The 19,970-nt window shown below is 64.0% G+C and carries 17 protein-coding genes; 8 read left to right on the top strand and 9 right to left on the bottom strand.

Features of this window, described 5'->3' with window-relative positions:
• Together MJ205_RS16695 and MJ205_RS16690 are read right to left on the bottom strand one after the other, a co-directional pair.
• On the bottom strand, positions 1-1,122 hold the full coding sequence (locus MJ205_RS16695) for an anhydro-N-acetylmuramic acid kinase (RefSeq protein ID WP_239809491.1): 1,122 nt from the start codon (positions 1,120-1,122) through the stop codon (positions 1-3).
• Between the two features lie 78 nt (positions 1,123-1,200).
• Entirely contained in the window at positions 1,201-2,565 is a 1,365-nt protein-coding gene (locus MJ205_RS16690; RefSeq protein WP_239809490.1) for a M23 family metallopeptidase, read from the bottom strand.
• Positions 2,566-2,812: 247 nt separating this feature from the next.
• On the opposite strand from MJ205_RS16690, the gene tyrS reads away from it, so the two are divergent.
• Positions 2,813-4,045, top strand: a complete 1,233-nt coding sequence (gene tyrS / locus MJ205_RS16685; protein ID WP_239809489.1) for a tyrosine--tRNA ligase — start codon at positions 2,813-2,815, stop codon at positions 4,043-4,045.
• A gap of 220 nt (positions 4,046-4,265) precedes the next feature.
• On the opposite strand, the gene MJ205_RS16680 is transcribed toward tyrS, so the two are convergent.
• Positions 4,266-5,249, bottom strand: a complete 984-nt coding sequence (locus tag MJ205_RS16680) for a Bug family tripartite tricarboxylate transporter substrate binding protein (RefSeq protein WP_239809488.1) — start codon at positions 5,247-5,249, stop codon at positions 4,266-4,268.
• A 155-nt stretch (positions 5,250-5,404) separates the two neighbouring features.
• Positions 5,405-6,379, bottom strand: coding sequence for a LysR substrate-binding domain-containing protein (locus MJ205_RS16675; RefSeq protein ID WP_239809487.1), 975 nt, complete (start codon positions 6,377-6,379; stop codon positions 5,405-5,407).
• 270 nt (positions 6,380-6,649) lie between these two features.
• Between MJ205_RS16675 and MJ205_RS16670 the strand changes: the two genes are divergently transcribed.
• Positions 6,650-7,072 (top strand): DUF2917 domain-containing protein, encoded by a 423-nt coding sequence (locus tag MJ205_RS16670; RefSeq protein ID WP_239809486.1) that lies wholly within the window; start codon positions 6,650-6,652, stop codon positions 7,070-7,072.
• 158 nt (positions 7,073-7,230) lie between these two features.
• The gene (glmU, locus tag MJ205_RS16665; RefSeq protein WP_239809485.1) at positions 7,231-8,649 is read left to right on the top strand and encodes a bifunctional UDP-N-acetylglucosamine diphosphorylase/glucosamine-1-phosphate N-acetyltransferase GlmU; all 1,419 of its coding nucleotides are present in this window, start codon (positions 7,231-7,233) and stop codon (positions 8,647-8,649) included.
• A gap of 89 nt (positions 8,650-8,738) precedes the next feature.
• On the opposite strand, the gene MJ205_RS16660 is transcribed toward glmU, so the two are convergent.
• Complete coding sequence (locus tag MJ205_RS16660; protein ID WP_239809484.1) at positions 8,739-9,842, bottom strand: sensor domain-containing diguanylate cyclase; 1,104 nt, start codon at positions 9,840-9,842, stop codon at positions 8,739-8,741.
• Between the two features lie 287 nt (positions 9,843-10,129).
• Positions 10,130-10,639: an Lrp/AsnC family transcriptional regulator gene (locus MJ205_RS16655; RefSeq protein ID WP_239809483.1), complete on the bottom strand. Its 510-nt coding sequence runs from the start codon at positions 10,637-10,639 to the stop codon at positions 10,130-10,132.
• A gap of 136 nt (positions 10,640-10,775) precedes the next feature.
• Here MJ205_RS16655 and glmS point away from each other — a divergent pair, with 136 nt between their 5' ends.
• On the top strand, positions 10,776-12,665 hold the full coding sequence (gene glmS / locus MJ205_RS16650) for a glutamine--fructose-6-phosphate transaminase (isomerizing) (RefSeq protein ID WP_239809482.1): 1,890 nt from the start codon (positions 10,776-10,778) through the stop codon (positions 12,663-12,665).
• A 222-nt stretch (positions 12,666-12,887) separates the two neighbouring features.
• On the opposite strand, the gene MJ205_RS16645 is transcribed toward glmS, so the two are convergent.
• Positions 12,888-13,937, bottom strand: a complete 1,050-nt coding sequence (locus MJ205_RS16645) for a bifunctional helix-turn-helix transcriptional regulator/GNAT family N-acetyltransferase (protein ID WP_239809481.1) — start codon at positions 13,935-13,937, stop codon at positions 12,888-12,890.
• A 140-nt stretch (positions 13,938-14,077) separates the two neighbouring features.
• Here MJ205_RS16645 and MJ205_RS16640 point away from each other — a divergent pair, with 140 nt between their 5' ends.
• Both MJ205_RS16640 and MJ205_RS16635 read left to right on the top strand, forming a co-directional pair.
• On the top strand, positions 14,078-16,516 hold the full coding sequence (locus MJ205_RS16640) for a membrane-bound PQQ-dependent dehydrogenase, glucose/quinate/shikimate family (protein ID WP_239809480.1): 2,439 nt from the start codon (positions 14,078-14,080) through the stop codon (positions 16,514-16,516).
• Positions 16,517-16,769: 253 nt separating this feature from the next.
• Positions 16,770-17,060: a putative quinol monooxygenase gene (locus MJ205_RS16635; protein WP_239809479.1), complete on the top strand. Its 291-nt coding sequence runs from the start codon at positions 16,770-16,772 to the stop codon at positions 17,058-17,060.
• Between the two features lie 147 nt (positions 17,061-17,207).
• On the opposite strand, the gene MJ205_RS16630 is transcribed toward MJ205_RS16635, so the two are convergent.
• Positions 17,208-17,717 carry a DUF6314 family protein gene (locus MJ205_RS16630; protein WP_239809478.1) on the bottom strand — a complete coding sequence of 170 codons (510 nt, stop codon included), beginning with the start codon at positions 17,715-17,717 and terminating at the stop codon, positions 17,208-17,210.
• 346 nt (positions 17,718-18,063) lie between these two features.
• Here MJ205_RS16630 and MJ205_RS16625 point away from each other — a divergent pair, with 346 nt between their 5' ends.
• Together MJ205_RS16625 and MJ205_RS16620 are read left to right on the top strand one after the other, a co-directional pair.
• On the top strand, positions 18,064-18,630 hold the full coding sequence (locus MJ205_RS16625; RefSeq protein ID WP_239809477.1) for a hypothetical protein: 567 nt from the start codon (positions 18,064-18,066) through the stop codon (positions 18,628-18,630).
• A 201-nt stretch (positions 18,631-18,831) separates the two neighbouring features.
• Positions 18,832-19,239: a BLUF domain-containing protein gene (locus tag MJ205_RS16620; RefSeq protein ID WP_239809476.1), complete on the top strand. Its 408-nt coding sequence runs from the start codon at positions 18,832-18,834 to the stop codon at positions 19,237-19,239.
• An 88-nt stretch (positions 19,240-19,327) separates the two neighbouring features.
• Here the strand turns inward: MJ205_RS16620 and MJ205_RS16615 are convergent, their stop codons facing one another.
• Positions 19,328-19,888, bottom strand: a complete 561-nt coding sequence (locus MJ205_RS16615) for a hypothetical protein (protein WP_239809475.1) — start codon at positions 19,886-19,888, stop codon at positions 19,328-19,330.
• Between the last annotated feature and the right edge of the window lie 82 nt (positions 19,889-19,970).

Here is a 19,970-nt window from a genome sequence, read left to right as displayed (position 1 = left end):
CTAGCGCGGGTAGATCGCGCCCAGCACGCGGGGGCCGCGCGCCCCAGTGACCGCCGGCAGGTTGCCGGGCAGGCTCTGCCAGCACTGGCGGGCCAGCCAGGCAAAGGCGCTGGCCTCGACCTGCACCGGAGGCAGGCCATGCTCGGCCGAGCTGTCCACGGCGATGCCGGGCAGCAGATCGGCCAGGCGCTGCAACAGATGCTGGTTGAGCGCCCCGCCGCCGCAGACGATCAAGGTCTGGCCCTCGGCTGCGCCGTGGCGCTGCATGTCCTGCGCAATCGCCAGCGCGGTGAAGGCGGCCAGGCTGGCCTGCACATCGGCAGGTGCCGCGCCGGGCGCATGGCGCTCGAGCAACGGCGCCAGCCAGGCCGGGTTGAACAGGTCGCGCCCGGTGCTCTTGGGCGGCGGCAGCTGGAAAAAGGGCTCTTCCATGAAGGCCGCCAGCAGGGCCGGAATGACCTGGCCGCTGGCCGCCCAGCGGCCGCCGTCGTCATAAGGTTCGCCGGTGTTCAGCTGGCACCAGTGGTCCATCAGCGCATTGCCGGGGCCGCAGTCCCAACCCCGGATGTCGTCGCCTTCAAGGCGGCTGATATTGGAGATGCCCCCGATGTTGAGCACCCAGCGTGGGCTGCCCAGCGCGCCGGCACCGCCAAACACACTGTGGTGGAAGGCAGGCACCAGCGGCGCACCCTGGCCGCCTGCAGCCACATCGCGGCTGCGGAAATCGGCCACCACGGTGATGCCGCTCAGCTCCGCCAGCAGCGCGGGGCTGTTCAGCTGCAAGGTATAGCCGGTGCCATCCCACAAGCCTGGCTGGTGGCGCACGGTCTGGCCATGGGCACCGATGGCGGTGATATCACCGGGCTGCAGCTGGCTGCGCGCGAGCAGCCGATCGACCACCTGTGCATAGCTGCGTGCCAGTGCATTGCCGGCCAGCGCGGCGCGGTGCAGCTCATGCTCGCCAGCGCTGTTGAGCGCCAGCAGCTCGGCCCGCAGCTCGGGGGCAAAGCCGGTGCTGGCGTACTGCAGCACCTCCATGCGGCCATCCTGCCACTGGGCAATCACACCATCCACACCATCCAGCGAGGTGCCGGACATCAGGCCAATAAAGCGTTCAGTCATTGTTGTTAAGCCTGCAAAAGCAAAGGCCCCAACAATACCAAGATTGTGGGGGCCTGGGGGCGGGGGCGCCTTACCGGTTTACTGGTTGGCGTTGGTCTCGAGCATCAGCATCTGGTCGTTCAGGGCCAGGCGCATGCTGTTGGCGAGGTTGTCGAATTTGGCGCGGGCCTGGCGGCTAATGGGCTTGCTGGTTTCGCTCTCGGCCACCATCGCCAGCGGGTCACGCTGCTCGCCGGCGACGCGGAACTCAAAATGCAGATGGGGGCCCGTGGCCCAGCCGGTCTGGCCGACGGCGCCGATTTCATCACCCTTGCCCACGCGCGCGCCTTGCTTGACGGCGATGCGGCTCAGGTGGGCATAGACGGTTTCGTGCTTGTTGCCATGGTCGATGTAGATCACATTGCCGTAGCCGTTTTGCACGCCGGCAAAGGTCACCAGGCCATCGCCGACAGTGCGCACTGGCGTGCCTTGGGGGGCTGCCAGGTCGGTGCCTTTGTGGGCGGACCAGGTCTTGTGGATGGGGTGCACGCGCATCGCGAATGCGCTGGAGACGCGGGTGTACTTGACGGGCGAGCCGATGTAGCTGCGCTCGCCGCTTTCGCCGGCAAAGTTGTAGTACGCGCCCTTGTCCTTGGGGGAGTCCTGGAACCACAGCGCCTCATGGGTCTTGCCGTTGTTGCGGAACTCGGCGCTCAGCAGGCGGCCGGTGCCCAGCACTTCGCCATCGGCTTCGAGCGTTTCGTAGACCAGCGAGAAACGGTCACCGGCGCGCAGCGCACGGCGGAAATCGATCTTGTCGGCAAACACTTCGACCATCTGGTTCGAGACGTTGTCGGGCAGGCTGGCGGCATCGGTGGCTGCATACAGCGAGCTGCGGATGATGCCACCCGACAGGCGCGTGCCCCGGGTCAGCGGCAGGAATTCGGTCAAGGTGTCGAACTTGCCGTCGGCCTTGCGGATGCTGAAGCGCTGGAACACATCGCTGTTCTCGCCCGCCCAACGCACCGTGAGGGTCGTCAGTTCGTGGCTTGGCGTGGTCTCGGCAGTAATCTGGCGGCCAGCCTTGCCAATGATGGCGCTGCGGGCCTTGGCGTTGCTGCGGATGAAGGCCGCGGCAGCCGGATCAGCCACGCCCAGGCGGCGCAGCAGGGACTCTGGCGTGTCGTTGCTGCGCACCTCATCGGTGCGGTACAAAGAAAAACCCGGTCCGTCGACCAGGTCTGCAATCGAAATGTCCGAAGCCAGCGACTCGACGGGGTATTCCACGGTCTGCACAGGCATGTCGGACGGATTGGGGCCCAGCTCTGCCACAGCGAAAGCGGCGCCGCCACCGGTCATCAACATGACGGCCAGTGCTGCAGCGAGACGCTTGGGGTGTGCTTGGGCGGTATTGACCAACTGGCGAATGACGAGGCTGCCAGCGGTGATGAATCCGTTGTTCAATGTTCCATCCCGGTTATGGAAGGCCTCTTGCCGGCTGCGTTTACGGAGCCAAAACAAACCGCGTCTGCAGGCGCGGTGGGTGGTTTTTTAACAAGAAGGCACAAAAAAAACTTCATGTGCAGCGTTCGCGGGCCTGGATGAAGTCCCCTTGGGACATCGTCTGACAGACGCGGCTAGAATAAAACGCTGCAACGCAAGGGACGCAGTATAACGCCCTCGGCTTTGCTGGCAACCTGAGAAACCCCATATGAATCAATCGACTGTTACAACTTACCCTGTTACCGAACGTGTGCAAGAGGCTTTGCAGGTAAGTCTGCGTGGGGTGGATGAGCTGCTGCCACAGGAGGAATGGGTCAAAAAACTGGCCAAATCCGAGGCGACGGGCGTGCCGCTGCGCATCAAGCTGGGCCTGGACCCAACAGCCCCGGATATCCACATTGGCCACACCGTGGTGCTCAACAAGATGCGCCAGCTGCAGGACCTGGGCCATACCGTGATCTTCCTGATCGGCGATTTCACCACCTTGATTGGCGACCCCTCGGGCCGCAACAGCACCCGGCCGCCGCTGACCGCTGCGCAGATCCAGGTGAATGCCGAGACCTATAAGGAGCAGGCCTACAAGGTGCTCGACCCAAGCAAGACCGAACTGCGCTACAACAGCGAGTGGTGCGACAAGCTGGGCGCACGCGGCATGATCGAGCTGTCGGCCAAGTACACCGTGGCGCGCATGATGGAGCGCAACGACTTCCACACCCGTTTCCACGAAGGCAGCTCCATCAGCCTGCACGAGTTCCTGTACCCGCTGCTGCAGGGCTATGACTCGGTGGCGCTCAAGAGCGACCTGGAGCTGGGCGGTACCGACCAGAAGTTCAACCTGATGATGGGCCGCCATCTGCAGGCCGAGTACGGCCAGGAATCCCAGTGCGTGCTGACCATGCCGCTGCTGGTGGGCCTGGACGGCGTGCACAAGATGTCCAAGTCCAAGAACAACTACATCGGCATCACCGAAGACGCCAACACCATGTTTGCCAAGGTGCTGTCGATTTCGGACGATCTGATGTGGGACTGGTTCACCTTGCTGTCCTTCATGAGCCTGCCGGAGATCTCTGCGCTCAAGCTGGAGATCGAAGGCGGCCGCAACCCCAAGGACGCCAAGGTGCTGCTGGCCAAGGAAATCACCGCGCGTTTCCACAGCGCAGCAGCGGCCGATGCGGCCGAGCAGGATTTCATCAACCGCAGCAAGGGCGGCATTCCGGACGACATTCCCGACGTCGCGCTGAGCGGTGCGCCGCTGGGAATTGGCGCGCTGCTCAAGCAGGCCAACCTGGCCCCTTCCACCAGTGAAGCCAACCGCCTGATCGACGGCGGCGGTGTGCGGGTGGATGGCGTGGTGATCGAGGACAAGGGCCTGAAGCTGCCCGCCGGCACCTTTGTCGTGCAAGTGGGCAAGCGCAAGTTTGCCCGGGTCACCTTGGCATAACGCTGGGTTGCCAAGCCGGGCTTGCCGGGCTGGCTGTTCGATCAAAGACCCGCTCCCTTTTGTTGGGGAGCGGCTCTTTTTTCTGAATGGCTCTTTTTGACTGCGGCTGGCATGCGCCTGCCCGCAAGGATGGCCTCAGCCCTGTGAGCCTGACTTCCAGCCCCAGCCAATGAGCAGCCAGGTTCCCGGGCCGCGCCTCTAGGCCAGGCGGCCTGCAGTTTTACTGCAGCTCAATCTTGGCCTGCGTGGCAATGCGCTTCCACAGCGCAATCTCATCGGCCTGGAACTGGCGCATCTGCGCCGGGCCGCCGCTCATCGCGGTGGCGCCCAGGTTGGCATAGAACTGCTGGGTTTCGGGCTCGGCTGCAATCTGCATGAACCAACCCGCCAGCCTGGCGCTGATGTCCTCCGGTGTCTTGCTGCTGACCATCGCCCCCACCCAGGTGTAGGCCTCGATGCCAGGCAGCCCCGCTTCGCGGGCCGTGGGTACGTTGGGCAGCGCGGCCACGCGGCTGTCGGAAGCGACGGCCAGGCCCGTCAGGCGCCCGGCCTTGATCAGCTCCTGCACCGAGGTGGCCTCGGCAAAGGCGTAATCCACCGTATGGCCGGCCACGGCGGTGGCGACCTCGCCCGCGCCCTTGAAAGGCACATGCACGGTCTGCACCTTGGCCACGTCGTTGAACAGCTCACCCATCAGCTGGTAGCCGGCCGAGCCCGCACCAAAGTTGATCTTGCCGGGGTTGGCCTGGGCTTTGGCCACCAGATCCTTGAGCTGCTTGGTATCGGCATCGCCCGGCGCCACGACGATGGCCGGCGCGCGCATCATCATCGTCAGCGGCGCAAAGTCCTTTTGCGCGTCATAGGGCAGCGCTTTGAACAGCGCCGTGTTCACTGCCAGGGTGGAGTTGCTGCCAATAAAGACCGTGTAGCCATCCGCCGGGGCCGACAAGGCCTGCTTGACCGCTATGAAGCCATTGCCACCCGGCCTGTTCTCCACCACCACCGGCTGGCCGCTGAGCTGCTGCAGCTTTTTGGCGTAGTAGCGCGCCGAGGTATCGGTGCCGCTGCCCGGCCCGAAGGGCACGATGAATTTGATGGGCTTGCTGGGAAAGTCCTGGGCCTGCAGCGCCGGGCTGGCCGCGCCAGCGAGCAGCGCCGCACACAGCGCCAGCGCCCGCCGGCGGCCAAAGCGAGGGTGGAACATGGCAGTCTCCTTGTGTCGTTATAGGTGGCTGCCTGCGGGTGTGTAACACGCGGGCAGCCGCTTTGACTGTAGGGAGGGTGCTCTGCCTTGTCTAATAGTGAATTGGCCGGTGCTGAGAGGGTGGGCGTATCAGCGTTGGCTTTCCCCAGCCCCCATCAGTTGCCGGAGGTATCGCCAATGGCCGTGCGCGTGGCGGCGGCCTGCAACTGCAGCCAGGCGCAAAAGGCGGTCACTTCGGGGCGTTGCTGGCTGCGCGGGCCAATGATCAGCCAGTAGGCGAGGGGGGAATCCATGCGGAACTCGGGCAGCACCTCGACCAGGTCGCCATTGGCCAGCGCATCGGCGACCAGCGGCATGCGCGCCAGCGCCAGGCCCTGGCCGGTCAGGGCGGCCTGCGCAATCTGGTGGGCATAGTTGAGGAACAGCCAGCGTTTGGGCTGCAGATTGCCGCAGCCATGCAGCTCCAGCCAGCGCTCCCAGGTCAGCCAGTCCAGGTGCTGCAGCCGGTGGGCGTCGCCCGCTTCAATGAGGGTATGGCGGGCCACGTCGGCGGGCTGGCTGATGCGCGGGTGGCTTTGCAGCAGCCAGGGGCTGGCGACGACGGCCAACTGCTCGCCAAACAGGCGCTGCGCGTTGGCAGTGGCGTGCTGGGGCAGGCTGTAGCGCAGCGCCAGGTCCACATCCGAGGTTTCCAGGTCGAGCACGTTGTCGGTGGCATCGATGCGGATGTCGATTTCGGGGTTGTCGCGCTGGAAGGCCTCCATGCGCGGAATCAGCCACATCGACGCAAAGCTGGCCCAGGTGGTGATGGCCACGCTCTTGCGGCCGCTGGTCTGGCGGATCAGGCGCACGGCCGAGTCGATACGCTCGATGGCGGGGGATACCGCGCGTTGGAGCTGGGCGCCGGCGCTGGTCAGCTCCACCGCGCGGGTATGGCGCAGAAACAGCGCAATACCGACCTCATCCTCCAGCGCCTGGATCTGGCGGCTGACGGCCGACTGGGTCAGCGCCAGCTCCTCGGCGGCGGCGCGAAAGTTCAGGTAGCGGGCCACCGCCAGAAAAGCGCGCAGATGGCCCACGGCAATGGGCCGGGTGCGGAGCAGGGAAGGCGGCAGAGGCAGGTCTGGCATGGTGGAGGCACTGTAGCAAGAAGTACACACTGCGCCAGGGTGTATCCCCGGGGCAGGCGTCCATCATGCTCCTGCTTCGATAGCTGCCGCTGGCTTGGCGCGGCCCGGGGCCGCAGAAACTCCAAAACCTAGGGTAAACCATTAATGCCGTGGCTGCATTGATCGGCCCTCTTTTATTCATTGGACGCCGGCGTGGCCAAGGCGCAAGATACGCATATCGGGTAAACCCTAGGATCGCTTCGATACCAGGGCCCTGCAAAGGAAACCACCATGGCTATGTCTGCATCTCATGTTCTGTCCGCTGGCACCATCGCTGCGCGCCCCGCGCGTGCCAGCCGCGCTGCGTCGGCTGCCGCCGAGATGCGCATTCTGCCCACTGGCAAGGCCATCAGCTTTGTGCCCCAGCGTGACGTCTTGCTGCGCATCTCCGAAGGCACCGCCTGGATTACCCTGGGCCTGGGTCTGAGCAACGAAGCCAGCCTGCAGGCCGGTGATCTGGTGCTGCACGCCGGTCACACCGTGGTTCTCAAGGCGGGCCAATCGGTCGTCATCGAGAGCAAGCGCCAGGATCCGCTGGTCTACCACTTCCCCAAGAACCAGGGTGGACAGCCCAACCTGGATGAGCAGCCAGCCCGCTGGTTCACCCGCTTCCAATGGGGTAAGACCGACGGCAGCATGCTCTACAACCTCTAAGCTCTGCGCCATACCGATCAACAGCCTGCCCCGTGCAGGCTGTTTTTTTTGCCTGACAGCGCTTGCGCCGGTGCAGGCCCGCAGCCGTTGGAGCGCGCGATAATCGCAGGGTTTTGTCTTTTAAGAGGTGGCGCCCGGCGCCGCCTCGCTGATTCACCATGAACGCTCCACTCGACATCATCATCATGGCCGCTGGCAAGGGTACGCGCATGAAAAGCCGCCACCCCAAGGTTTTGCAGAAGCTGGCCGGGCGTGCGTTGCTGCAGCATGTGCTCGACACCGCTGCACAGCTGCAGGCCCGCTCAGCGGTGGTGATCACCGGCCACGGCGCCGAGCAGGTGGAGGCGGCGATCGGCCAGAGCAGTGCAGGCAGCACGCAGTTGGACTTTGCGCGCCAGGAGCCGCAACTGGGCACGGGCCACGCCGTGCAGCAGGCGGTGCCGCTGCTGGCCGACGATGGCATGGCGATTGTGCTGTCCGGCGATGTGCCGCTGACGCAGGCAGACACGTTGCAGGGCCTGCTTGATGCGGCGGGCAGCGACCGCATGGCCTTACTCACCGTCAACATGCCCGATCCCACCGGTTACGGCCGCATCGTGCGCAATGCCGAAGGCACGGTGCAGCGCATCGTCGAGCAAAAGGATGCGAATGCGCAGGAGCGCGCGATCACCGAGATCTACAGCGGCATCATGGCCGTGCCGGCACGCTGGCTCAAGCCCTGGCTGGCCCGGCTGAACAACCACAACGCCCAGGGTGAGTACTACCTGACCGACATCGTGGCGATGGCCGTTGCCGATGGCGTGGCCGTCGAAGGCCATTGCATCGCCGATGTGCTGCAGGTGGCCGGCATCAACAGCCCCCAGCAGCTGGCCGAGCTCGAGCGTGCCCACCAGATGCGCCAGGCCCAGGCGCTGATGGCCCAGGGTGTGCGCATGGCCGACCCGGCCCGTTTTGACCTGCGCGACGATGCGCGTGGTGGCAAGGCGCAGCTGCTCTGCGGCCAGGATGTGGAGATCGACGTGGGCTGCATCTTTGGCGGCCAGGTGCGCATTGGCGATGGCGCGCGCATTGGCGCCTACTGCCATATCAGCAATGCCGAGATTGCCGCCGATGCGGTGATCCACCCGTTTACCCATATCGATGGCGAGGCCGCAGGCGCCCAGGTGGGCGAGGGCGCGCTGGTGGGGCCGTTTGCCCGCCTGCGCCCCGGTGCCCAACTGGGCAAGCAGGTACACATCGGCAATTTTGTCGAGGTCAAGAACTCGCGGCTGGCCGATGGCGCCAAGGCCAACCACCTGGCCTACCTGGGCGATGCGGAGGTCGGCGAGCGGGTCAACTACGGCGCGGGCAGCATCACCGCCAACTACGACGGCGCGAACAAGCACCGCACCATCATCGAAGCCGATGTGCATGTGGGCAGCAACTGTGTGCTGGTGGCCCCGGTGACCATTGGTGCCGGCGGCACCGTGGGCGGCGGCTCCACCATCACCAAGAACACGCCGCCGGGCGCCTTGAGCGTGGCGCGCGGCAAGCAGGTCAGCATTGCGAACTGGCAACGGCCGCAGAAGAAGTCTTGAGCGACAGAGCGCCTGGGCATATCGGCACAGGCGCCTGGCGTCGGGAGAAGAGCCACCACCCCCGGCGCCTGAGGGGATGAAGGCTGTGGTCAGGCGCCTGCGGGGGCTCCGGGGCCTGGCATGCTGGCCAGCTCCGCCAGGTGGGCGGCCGAGATGGGTTCCAGCGTGGCATGGCTGCCGTAGCTGCGGGGCGCGCCCCGGGCCTGCTCCAGCGCGGCTTCCGCCTGGTGGATCCAGTCGTCCACCGACTGGTGGTATTTGGCCAGACTGGCGATGCCGATGCTGACGCTGATCTGCACATCGGGCCAATCGCGCAGGCGGCGGTTGAGCGCCTGGCTGTGGATGCGGTCGGCGATCTGGTTGGCGATGTCCAGGTTCACCCCGGACAGCAGCACCGCAAAGGAGTCGCCGCCAAAGCGGCAGGTGGCATCACCCGGCCGCACGCAGGTGCGCAAGGTGTTGGCCACCGCAATGATGACCTCGTCGCCGGCGGTATCACCATGGCGGCTGTTGAGCTCGCGGAAGTTATCCACATCTACAACGATGAGGAAGGCAGGGATGTCCTTTTGCTTGGCATAGGCGAACAGGCGCGTTGCAAGGTCCTGCCAGTACATGCGGCCAAAGAAGCCAGTCATCGCATCGACCCGGCGCATCACCATCAGCATCTGCTCCTTGTGGGCCAGGCTGCGCAGCAGGTGGCCAGTGGCAATGCCTTGCATCGCCAGGTAGAGGGCGACTGCCAGCAGGCTTCCGACGATGGTGAAGCTGCTCGTGCTGTGCTGGACGTCAAACGAGGTGAGCAGCCCGGCAACGGCGACGCCTGCGATGGCCCCCGCAATGGCCAGCACGGCATGGCGCACGCTTTGCATCGCGTAGGCGCAGTGAACCAGCACCATCAGCATGATCGCGCTGGTCAGCAGGTGGAAATGCACCAGCGCGACCCAGACGCCGATCACCAGACCGTCGACAAAGGACAGGATCACGTCGTTGATGTCGGAGCCGCCTGTGCGGCGCGTACGCCAGCGGGCCAGCAATGGCCAAGCCACCAGTGGCAGCACGATCGCCAGCCACACCGGCCAGGAGGCATTGCGCTGCCACAGGGCCCCCGCAGCGGCCAGCGCACAGGACGCCAGAAAAACAATGCGGCCCCAGTCGCTGCGTTGCTGGGTGCTGTCCATTTTGATATGCACCATGGTTAGCCTCTCTTGCCCGATGAGTCATTTCGCCCATGCATCGAAGGACCCGCCTCACGATGTTACTGTTTGATACTCATGGCGCCAGTATGAGGCCGGACTATCGCCGCGACAAGCTTGTAGGCTCCGCTGACATTTGTTGAAGATTTATGTCATTCACGCCTGCTGCAGAGTGGTTACGTACATCGCTGTGGCCGTTGTCGGGGCCGGTCTTCCTGGTGAAACCGCTGCAGCCAATGCCCGTTGTACCCCAGCGGGTAATCCCTGCCGCGACGGGAGTCCTGTCCTCAGCTGTGCAGCGACAGGTGCGGCCCTTTGGGCAGCGGAATGCGGGTGACGAATTTGCTGCGCTTGGTGGCAAAGTAGGTTTTCACATTGCGCACATTGCTCTGCGAAGTGAACAGCTTTTGGGTCAAGGCCAGATAACCGGGCATGTCATGGGCGTAGACCACCAGCACAAAATCCGGCCCGGGGCTGACCCGCCAGCACTGCTGCACCTGGTCGTTCTGCACGACGAAGGCCTCAAAGGCATCCAGCTCTTCAGCGCCCTGCCGGTCCAGGCTGACCTCCACCAGCGCAAACAGGCCAAAGCCCTGCACCTGGGCCAGCACATCGTGCGAGAGCAGGGCCACCTCGGCGGCGATCAGCCCCATCTCGCGCAGCCGCTTGGTGCGGCGCAGGCAGGTGGGGGGCGAGACATGCACCTTGTCGGCCAGCGCCTGGTTGCTGACGGAGGCATCCTTCTGCAACGCGTCCAGCAGTTGCAAATCGATGATGTCCAAGGTGAAATCATTCATTTCGCCGTTCATTTTGAAATTTTATTTCAATGAATATATTTGTTGAAATTTTATTTCATCTGTCATGAAAAATGGAAAGAAAATAATACGGCCACCTGTCTACACTGCTGCCATTGTTGATCAAGGAGTGAAAGCTATGTGCGGCATTGTTGGTGCAGTTTCTACGCGCAATATCGTCCCGGTGCTGGTGCAAGGCCTGCAGCGGCTGGAGTACCGTGGCTATGACTCCTGCGGCGTAGCCGTGCATGAGGCTAGCCTCGACGGCCGGCAGCCCGGCGGCCTGCGCCGCGCCCGCAGCACGGCCCGTGTGGCCGAGCTGATGGAGCAGGTGGCCAGCGAACAGGTGCAGGGCGCCACCGGCATCGCCCATACGCGCTGGGCCACGCATGGCGCACCCGCCGTGCACAATGCCCACCCGCATTTCAGCGCCGGCCCCGGCGTGGCCGATGTGCAGGCAGTGGGCCGTGTGGCCCTGGTGCACAACGGGATCATCGAGAACCATGAGGCGCTGCGCGCCGAGCTGCAAGCCAAGGGTTACCAGTTTTTGAGCCAGACCGATACCGAGGTGATTGCCCACCTGGTGGACAGCCATTACGACGGCGACCTGTTCAGCGCATTGCAGCAGGCCATCAAGGCGCTGCGTGGCGCCTATGCGATTGCCGTCATGCACAAGGACGAACCCCACCGCGTGGTCGGCGCGCGTGCCGGCTCGCCGCTGATCCTGGGCGTGGGCAACAACGAGAACTTCCTGGCCAGCGACGCGATGGCACTGGCCGGCGTGACCGACCAGATCGTCTACCTGGCCGAAGGCGATATGGTCGATCTGCAGATTGGCCGCTATTGGGTGGTGGACCACCACGGCAAAACTCTGGACCTGGCCGAGCGCCCGGTCAAGACCGTGCATGCCCACAGCGGTGCTGTGGAGCTGGGCCCCTACCGCCACTACATGCAAAAGGAGATCTTCGAGCAGCCGCGCGCGATTGCGGAAACCCTGGAGGGCGTGCAAAGCGTTGTGCCCGAACTGTTCGATGGCCCGGATGGCACCGCCGCCTGGCGTATCTTCAAAGAGATTGACGAGGTGTTGATCCTCGCCTGTGGCACCAGCTACTACAGCGGCTGCGCCGCCAAATACTGGATGGAGGGCCTGGCAGGCATCCGCTGCAATGTCGAAGTGGCCAGCGAGTACCGCTACCGCAAGAGCGTGCCCAACCCCCGGGCGCTGGTGGTCACGATCAGCCAATCGGGCGAGACGGCCGACACCCTGGCGGCGCTGCGCCATGCGCAGAGCCTGGGCATGACCAACACCCTGACCATCTGCAATGTGGCCACCAGCGCGATGGTGCGCGAGTGCAAGCTGAGCTACATCACCCGCGCCGGCATGGAAATCGGTGTGGCCTCCACCAAGGCCTTCACCACGCAGCTGGCAGGCCTGTTCCTGCTGACCCTGGCGCTGGGCCAGAGCAAGGGCCAGATCACCGAGGCGCAATCCGATACCTACCTGGAAAAAATGCGCCACCTGCCCCTCGCCTTGCAGGCCGTGCTGGCGCTGGAGCCCCAGGTGGTCAGCTGGGCCGAGGATTTTGCGCGCAAGCAAAACGCGCTCTTCCTGGGCCGGGGCATCCACTACCCGATTGCACTGGAAGGCGCGCTCAAGCTCAAGGAGATCAGCTACATCCACGCCGAAGCCTACCCAGCCGGTGAGCTGAAACACGGCCCGCTGGCGCTGGTGGACAGCGAGATGCCGGTCGTCACCGTGGCCCCCAATGACGAACTGCTGGAAAAGCTCAAGAGCAATATGCAGGAAGTGCGGGCGCGTGGCGGCGTGCTCTATGTGCTGGCCGATGCCAACACCAACATCGAGAACGCCGAAGGCATGCATGTGATCCGCATGCCCGAGCACTATGGCGTGCTCAGCCCCATCCTGCATGTGGTGCCGCTGCAGCTGTTGTCGTACCACACGGCCGTGGCGCGCGGCACCGATGTGGACAAGCCGCGCAACCTGGCCAAGTCGGTCACGGTGGAGTAAGCGCTGCCGGCCTCGTTGCCCCATGGTGCTGGGTCACTCAGGCCGCGAAGCCGCATCACGCGCGTATGCCGCTTCTCGTCCCAGCCATAGTGCGGCAAAGGCGAGGGGCGCGATGGGCGCTTGGGCTTCCTGAAGAAGCACGGGCGGACCTGGCGGGTTGGCGTCAGGGGCCCGTCCTCCGGTGCATTGCGCTCGATGCCGGTCCTCTACTGCAGAGGCGGATTAGGCCTTGTTCTGCAGTCCTGCTCGCGCATTCCGCAAGCGAAGAAAGCGCCGCTCGGTGGTCTCCACTCCCCACCGCGTCACGGACCGGGCAGACACCTGCGCAAAACCCTGAGAACCGTAGAGCGCGGCTGTGGCGCTGGACTCGCCCAGGTCCGCCAGATGGATTTCGTCGAAATGGAGATCCGCATGGGCCAGTGCTTTTAGCAAAAGGCGCTTGCCAATGCCCAGGCCACGCAGACTGCTGTCCACAATGAACCAGCGCAGCCGCCCCACGCGCGTGAGCGGATTGCCCTCGAGCACGATGCAGCCCAGCACGCGCGTGTCCTCACGGTACAGCCACATGCCTTTTCCCTCGTCCAGCGGCGACTGCAGAAAGGCCGAGAGCTCCATCGCGGTGTGGCATTCGCAGGCCTTCGCATCCATGCCTTGCACAGCAAAATGCCGCGCCAGCATGGCAGACACATCGCCCAGCATGCCGGGCGTATATCCGGACGACAGCTGGCGCTCGATCTGGGCCGGCCGGTCCACATGGGCGTTGTCGCGTGACAGCGCAGACGCGTACAGGGACAGCAGCCGGTTCAGCGCATCGTGTTCATGAGGCTCCAGTTGTTGCAGCACGCGCGTGACCTGTGCGGTGCCAAAGTGGTCGATGCGAACCTGCAAGTCCCGTCCCTCGTCCGTGAGAAACAAGCGGGAAGAACGGGCGTCGTCGGCGGCCGATTCTCTGCGGACCAAACCCATGGCCTCCAGCTTGGCCAGCTGCCGGCTGGTGTTGGATTTGTCCAGCCGCAGCAGCGCAGCCAGATCGCGGGCCTGGAGACCAGGCTGCGCGCCTATCTCGATGATGGCGTGGACAGCAGACGGAGCCAGCTCACTGCCGCCGAACGGTGACCGCAGATAGCCCAGCTCACGCACCAGCTGGCGAGAAAACCCCCGCAACTGATGGACGACGTCGAGGGGGATGGAAGGGGCAGGGCGGGGGCTTGTCATTGTTTTAGTTGCGTTTCGCAATTTGCGTATGGCCAATATGGAGATGGTCTCACTCAAACACAGACATTAAATTACAATAAAAGTTGCGCATCGCAACCAATGACGGAGCGATACACCATGAACGCCTGCTGCGGTGCGCCATCCAGACCGGAGCATGGGGCTCGGGTCTGGTGAACATATCTTCGGAGATCTTCTGTATGTCAGCCAGTCAGCCCGCATGGGCTCCGCGCGCCGCCCGGGTGTTCGCGGCCATCTTGGGCGTCATCGCTATCGCGTTGGGCGCCTATCTTGCCTATGGTGGCCTTCAACTCTTGCAGCTTGGGGGCTCTTTTTATTATCTGCCGGTTGGACTGCTGGTTCTGGTGGCCGGTGTCTTTCTGGTCAGAGCGGATGTACGTGGCGCCTGGCTCTATGCCGCCTGCTTTGCCATTACCGTCGTCTGGGCCTTGTGGGAGGTGGGATGGCATTTCTGGCCTCTTGCAGCACGCATCGGCCTGCCCGCCGTGCTCGGTATGTTGATTGCGCTGGTGGTGCCCTACCTGCGCGGTAGCGAGCGTTGTGCCCATATCAAAGGCGCGTCTCGCGGCACGGCTGCGTTGCTTGCGCTGGGGATTGTTGGGGCCTTCATCGCCGCCTTCCAGCCCATCTGGACGGTGAAGCCCGGGGCCGAGCCCGAAATCGCACAGGGCTACCAGCCCCGCGATGACCATGCCAACTGGACCAACTACGGCCGCACGCCGGATGGCACGCAGTTTGCCACCGCTGACCAAATCACGCCCGGCAACGTCAAGGGCTTGCAAGTCGCATGGACCTTCCGCACCGGGGACTTCGCCTTTGGCGGCAAAGAAAACCAGAATACCCCGCTGCAGATCGGCAATGTGCTGTATGCCTGCACGCCCTCCAACCAGGTCTTTGCGATCGAGGCGGACACCGGCAAGCAGCTGTGGACGTTCGACCCCAAGGTGAATTCGGGCTTCAGCCCCACCTGGCAGCGCTGCCGCTCACTGGCGTATTACGAATTGCCCCAGACTGCTGAATCGGCCCCAGTCCAAAAGACGCCGGCTGCGTCGGCCCCCGTTACCCCGCCCGGCGGCGCATGCGCGCGTCGCATCTACCTGACCACGGCTGACATGCGCCTGATCGCGCTGGATGCCGCCAGCGGCCAGTTCTGCAGCGACTTCGGCAAAAACGGCCAGGTGTCGTTGGCCACCGGCATGGGCGACATCGTGCCCGGCTTCTACAACCCCACGGCGGGCCCCGTGCTTGCCGGCGACCGCCTGCTGGTGGGCGGCTGGGTGATGGACAACCAATCGGTCGATGAGCCTTCTGGCGCGGTGCGCGCATTCGACGCCGTGACCGGTGAGCTGGCATGGGCATGGGATGTGGGCCGTCCCGGCGTGACCACGGCGCCGGGCCCCGGCGAGCACTACACCCGCGGCACACCCAATACCTGGGCCGCCCCTACGTACGACGCCGAGCTGGGCCTGGTCTACCTGCCCACGGGCAACGGCACGCCAGACATGTATGGCGGCCACCGCACCCCGGAAACCGACCGTGTCAGCTCCTCGGTCGTGGCATTGGATGCGCGGACTGGCGCCGAACGCTGGGTGTTCCAGACCACGCACCATGATGTGTGGGATTACGACCTGCCTTCCAAGCCCGTCCTCTACGACGTGCCTGGCGACAACGGCGAGCGGATTCCCGCGCTGATTCAGACGACCAAGCGTGGCGAGATCTTCGTGATCGACCGCCGCTCTGGCAAGCCGATCGCAGAAGTGCAGGAAAAGCCGGTGTCCACCGAGGGCTTGCCAGGCGAGAAGCTCGCTGCCACGCAACCCTACTCGGTAGGCATGCCGCAGATTCGCCAAGGGGTGCTGACCGAAGCGCAGATGTGGGGCATTACCCCCATCGACCAGTTGGCTTGCCGCATAGCGTTCAAGCAGTTGGAATACAAGGGCGACTTCACACCGCCAAGCACCAACTGGTACATCCCCCACCCATCGCCGTTCGGCACGATGAACTGGGGCGGTATCTCCATCGACAAGGTCCACGACTACCTCATCGTGAACGATATGCGGATCATGATGAAGGCCCGGCTTCTGCCACGCGCGGAAGCCGACAAGGCCCTCATCGCCTCCGGCAAGACCACGCCGAGCGTCGCTGGTGTGGTGCCGATGGAAGGTACCCCTTATGGTGTAAACCGTGTGATGGTCACCTCGCAGATTGGCGTGCCCTGTACCGATCCGCCTTTCGGCATGATGACCGCCATCGACCTGAAGACGCGCAAGATCGCCTGGCAGCGTTCATTGGGCACCGTAGAGCAGATGGGCCCCATGGGCATCAAGACCGGTTTGCCCATCCCCATCGGAATGCCCTCGCTGGGCGGCCCGGTGGCGACCGCATCCGGTCTGATCTTCTACACCGGCACGGCCGACTACTATCTGCGCGCCATGGATGTGAAGACCGGCGAAGAGATCTGGAAGTCGCCCCTGCCCGTGGGTGCGCAGTCCACACCGCTGGTGTTCAAGTCCCCCAGCTCCGGAAAGCAATATGTGGTGGTGACGGCAGGCGGTGGCCGCACAGCCCCCGATCGCGGTGACTACATCATTGCCTACGCCTTGCCGGACGCGAAGTGACCGGCCTGCGTACAGGCTGCAACTGAGAATGGCCCGTCGCCATGGAAGTCGCTAGTTGGGACGGATAAAAAATGCCGGAGCCATCCGGCCCATGACGCCCGGTGCACTGCATCGGGCGTTTGCATTTTTAGCCGCTATACGGTTGCGGTCGATCGGCGTTGACCGCCCCAGCTGCGCCTGTATGCGCATCAATGCTAGGCTTGTATCGATGACTCTGTTGAACCACAACGCCATCTCATCCAAGGAGCCAGAATTGACTGCACCGCTGAACCTGATCGTCACCTTGCAACCCCTGCCCGGCCATTTGCCGGACGTCGTCTCGACGCTTACCACCTTGGCGCGGGCCAGCCGGCAGGAGGCTGGCTGCCTGCGCTACGACCTTGCGGTGGGCCAAGAGCTGGTCTATCTCTTTGAGGCATGGACCGACCGCCAGGCGTTGGCGGCGCATGAGAAGGAGCCGCACTTTGTGCAGGGCGTGGCGGCGCTGAACCGCCTGTGCGCATCCCAGAGGATGGAATTTGTCGAATGGCAGGCGCAGGGCTAACTGGCCCTGATGCGCATCGCGCTCGCCACTTAGCCGGCTGCGTTGGACTGGGGTTGTGCAAGGCGAGGGTAGAGCGCAGTGGCAGCAGCAAGCGGTTGCATGCATTGCCGGTATTGTCCGGCCAGGCAGCTCGCAGTTACCGACCCATCAGCCCTGGTTGTCTGTACGGCCCGGCCGCTCATACAGCGTATGGCTGCGGTACGACTTGTGCGGTCCGCGCACCTGGTGCTCAATAACAAAACTGCCGTTGCTTAAAAACGCGTAGTGGCTGTCATAGCGGTCCGCGATGCACAGGTGCGAGCTGCTGGCGCTCAGCTGCCCCTGCGGGTCCAGCGCAGGGCGCAGTTGGTGAAAAAGGCGCTGCTGCTGCGCATCAAAGTAGATGCACAGGTCAGCCCCTTGCTGGCTGAAAAAATAGCGGCCGCTGGCGCGAAAGGATTGGCCGTTGTGCAGCACCATCTGGCCGTTCTCTGCATAGTGGGCCGTGCTGGCGCTCTCGGGTGTGAAGTGCGCGTGGCCTTGCACGGTGCCAATGGGGTGATGGCTGACGAGGTCCTGCAGGCTGCGGGTAAAGCGCCATTCGCCTTGCAGCGCAGCCAGCAGTTGTTCAGCCACCCAGGGTGGCTGGCGCTCGTGGGTCATGGCGGTGTGTTCCATAGGCGGTGGTTGTCTGGCGTGGGCCGCTCTGCGCGTGGCGCAAGGGCTGCAACATGCAGTGGGCGGCCCTGAATTTTGCCAGCGTTTGAGACACTGCCGAAGGGCGCTTTTCCGAGTCGTAACGGGGCGTTGCCCCGGTAGGTGAAATCTGACCATGGGTCCGTCCTGCCACCCACAGCATGCCTGCCAGTGGCTGCTGATAATTCATTCACGCCATTGAGGCCAGCAACGCAGCCATTGTGGCGGTATTGCATGAATGACATGCCAGGAGATTATTTTTTGCGCTTCATTGATGGGTGCAAAAAATAGTCAGATCTTTCACCATAACGATCCAAGGAAAAAAACCATGAAGCTCCAACCCACTATTGCCGCTCTGTGTGCCGCCGCTTTCTTCTCCGGTGGTGTCTTTGCCATGACCTCGGCCGAGCAAAAAACGGAAAAGGATCGCATCGAGGCCGAGTACAAGGCTGCCAGCGACCAGTGCAAGCCCATGAAGGGCAATGCCAAGGATGTCTGCAAGAAGCAGGCTGATGGCCAGAAGAAGATTGCGCTGGCCGATCTGAAGCACCGCGCCGAGCCTACCGAAGGCCACCGCCACGATCTGGCCAAGGCCAAGGCCGATGCGGAATACGATGTCGCGAAGGAAAAGTGCGATGACGCGACCGGCAACACCAAGGATGTTTGCCAGAAGGAAGCCAAGGCTGCCCATGTGAAGGCTCTGGAAGCGGCCAAGGTTGCCGAAGTCAGCGCCAAGCCATCGTCCAACCCGGCTGACGTGGCCGATGCCCGCAAGGACGCTGCCGAGAAGAGCCGTGAAGCCGACTACAAGGCCGCCAAGGAGCGTTGCGATGCGATGGCCGGTGATGCCAAGGACGCCTGCGTTGCCGATGCCAAGCGCAAGTTCGGCCAGTAATTGCCGCTGATTGAGCGCAAACTGTAGCGCTTGCCGCTTGCCCCTGGTCAGCCGTGTCTGCACGGCTGCCAGGGGCAAGCCGTATCTGGGCACGGGCCCGTTCACCCACCGCCCTGGCGACCTACAGAAACGCCCCTCCTTGGGTGCTGGTTGCGAAGGGTGCAAGTACATTGAATGTTCATTGACAGCGAAAGCGCATCCATGCCTACCAGCCTCCGGTCCCTTCTCTACATCAGCAGGCTGGCGGCCGGCTACAGCTCCACCGAGGTGGGGCGCATCGTCAAACAGGCCCGTGAAATGAATGCCATCCATGGCATCACGGGCGTGCTGGTGTTTGACGGCGACTGGTTTGCGCAGTATGTGGAAGGCGCTCCGGAAGCGATGGCTTTGCTGGAGGCCCATCTGCGCGCCGATCCCCGGCATTCGGATTTCACCGTGGTCGATGCAGGCCTGTCTGGCCCTGAGCGCCGCTTCCCCGGCTGGGTGATGGGGTATGCGGACAGCGATCTCGGCAGCAGCGGTCTGGATATCCCATCGCTGGCCCAGACCCAACCCTGCGGCGCGCTGGAGCGCTTTGCGGGCGCCATCAGGACACTCGATATTTTTTGAAGGGCTGAGTGAGGTGCGGCGCTGCCGGTCTGCAGCCCGAACGGCACAAGGTTCGTTTTCCAGCCCATTCGCCCCTTCAGTCTGGTCTTCAACGCGTTTGGGGGTCTGCGTGCGCGCCATCCGACCCTGGCGTGGGGGCCATCGGTGTCGGCAGGGGTGGCTGGTGCTGCAGATGGTCAGCAATGCGCTGGCACCATTCCTGGGCCTCTGCCTGCCACCCAAAACTGCCCAGATGCATCGCACGCTCGCCTCGAACGGCTAGACGCACAACATAGTGTGGCCCGTCCTCGGAGCTGCGCTCCAGCACGCTGGGCGGATCGATCTGCGCATAGGGTACGGCCTCGGGGTGCCGTGGCCAGGGAAAACGCCGGTGGCGAAGCATGCAGCGCTGGCGGTTGTCAAAATGCAGCCGCAGACAGCGCCCACCGGCCAGGCTCAGAAAAAACAGCCCCATCATTGCTGGCACGGCCACGCAGGCTGCCAGCAGCAGCCACTGCCACCAGCGCAGGCCCCCGTGGGCATGGTGCACAAAGGGGACCGGAATCAGGAACATCGCCAAGCCAATGGTCGCGGCAAACAGCCGCATCGGCCCGCTGATGGACTCCGCGTAGCGCAGGCCGTCCGGTGCATCGCGGAAGCCATGGGTCACGTCATGCCTTTTTGCGCGGTGTGCGGTGGTCGCGCAGAGGTGGGAACGCCCTGGGCATGTGGGCCAGGGAAGGGTGCAGGGT

Origin of the sequence: Comamonas sp. B21-038, from assembly GCF_022387135.1 — a bacterium.
GTDB classification, from domain to species: Bacteria; Pseudomonadota; Gammaproteobacteria; order Burkholderiales; family Burkholderiaceae_C; genus Comamonas; species Comamonas sediminis.
This window is presented reverse-complemented; position numbering and strand designations above follow the sequence as displayed.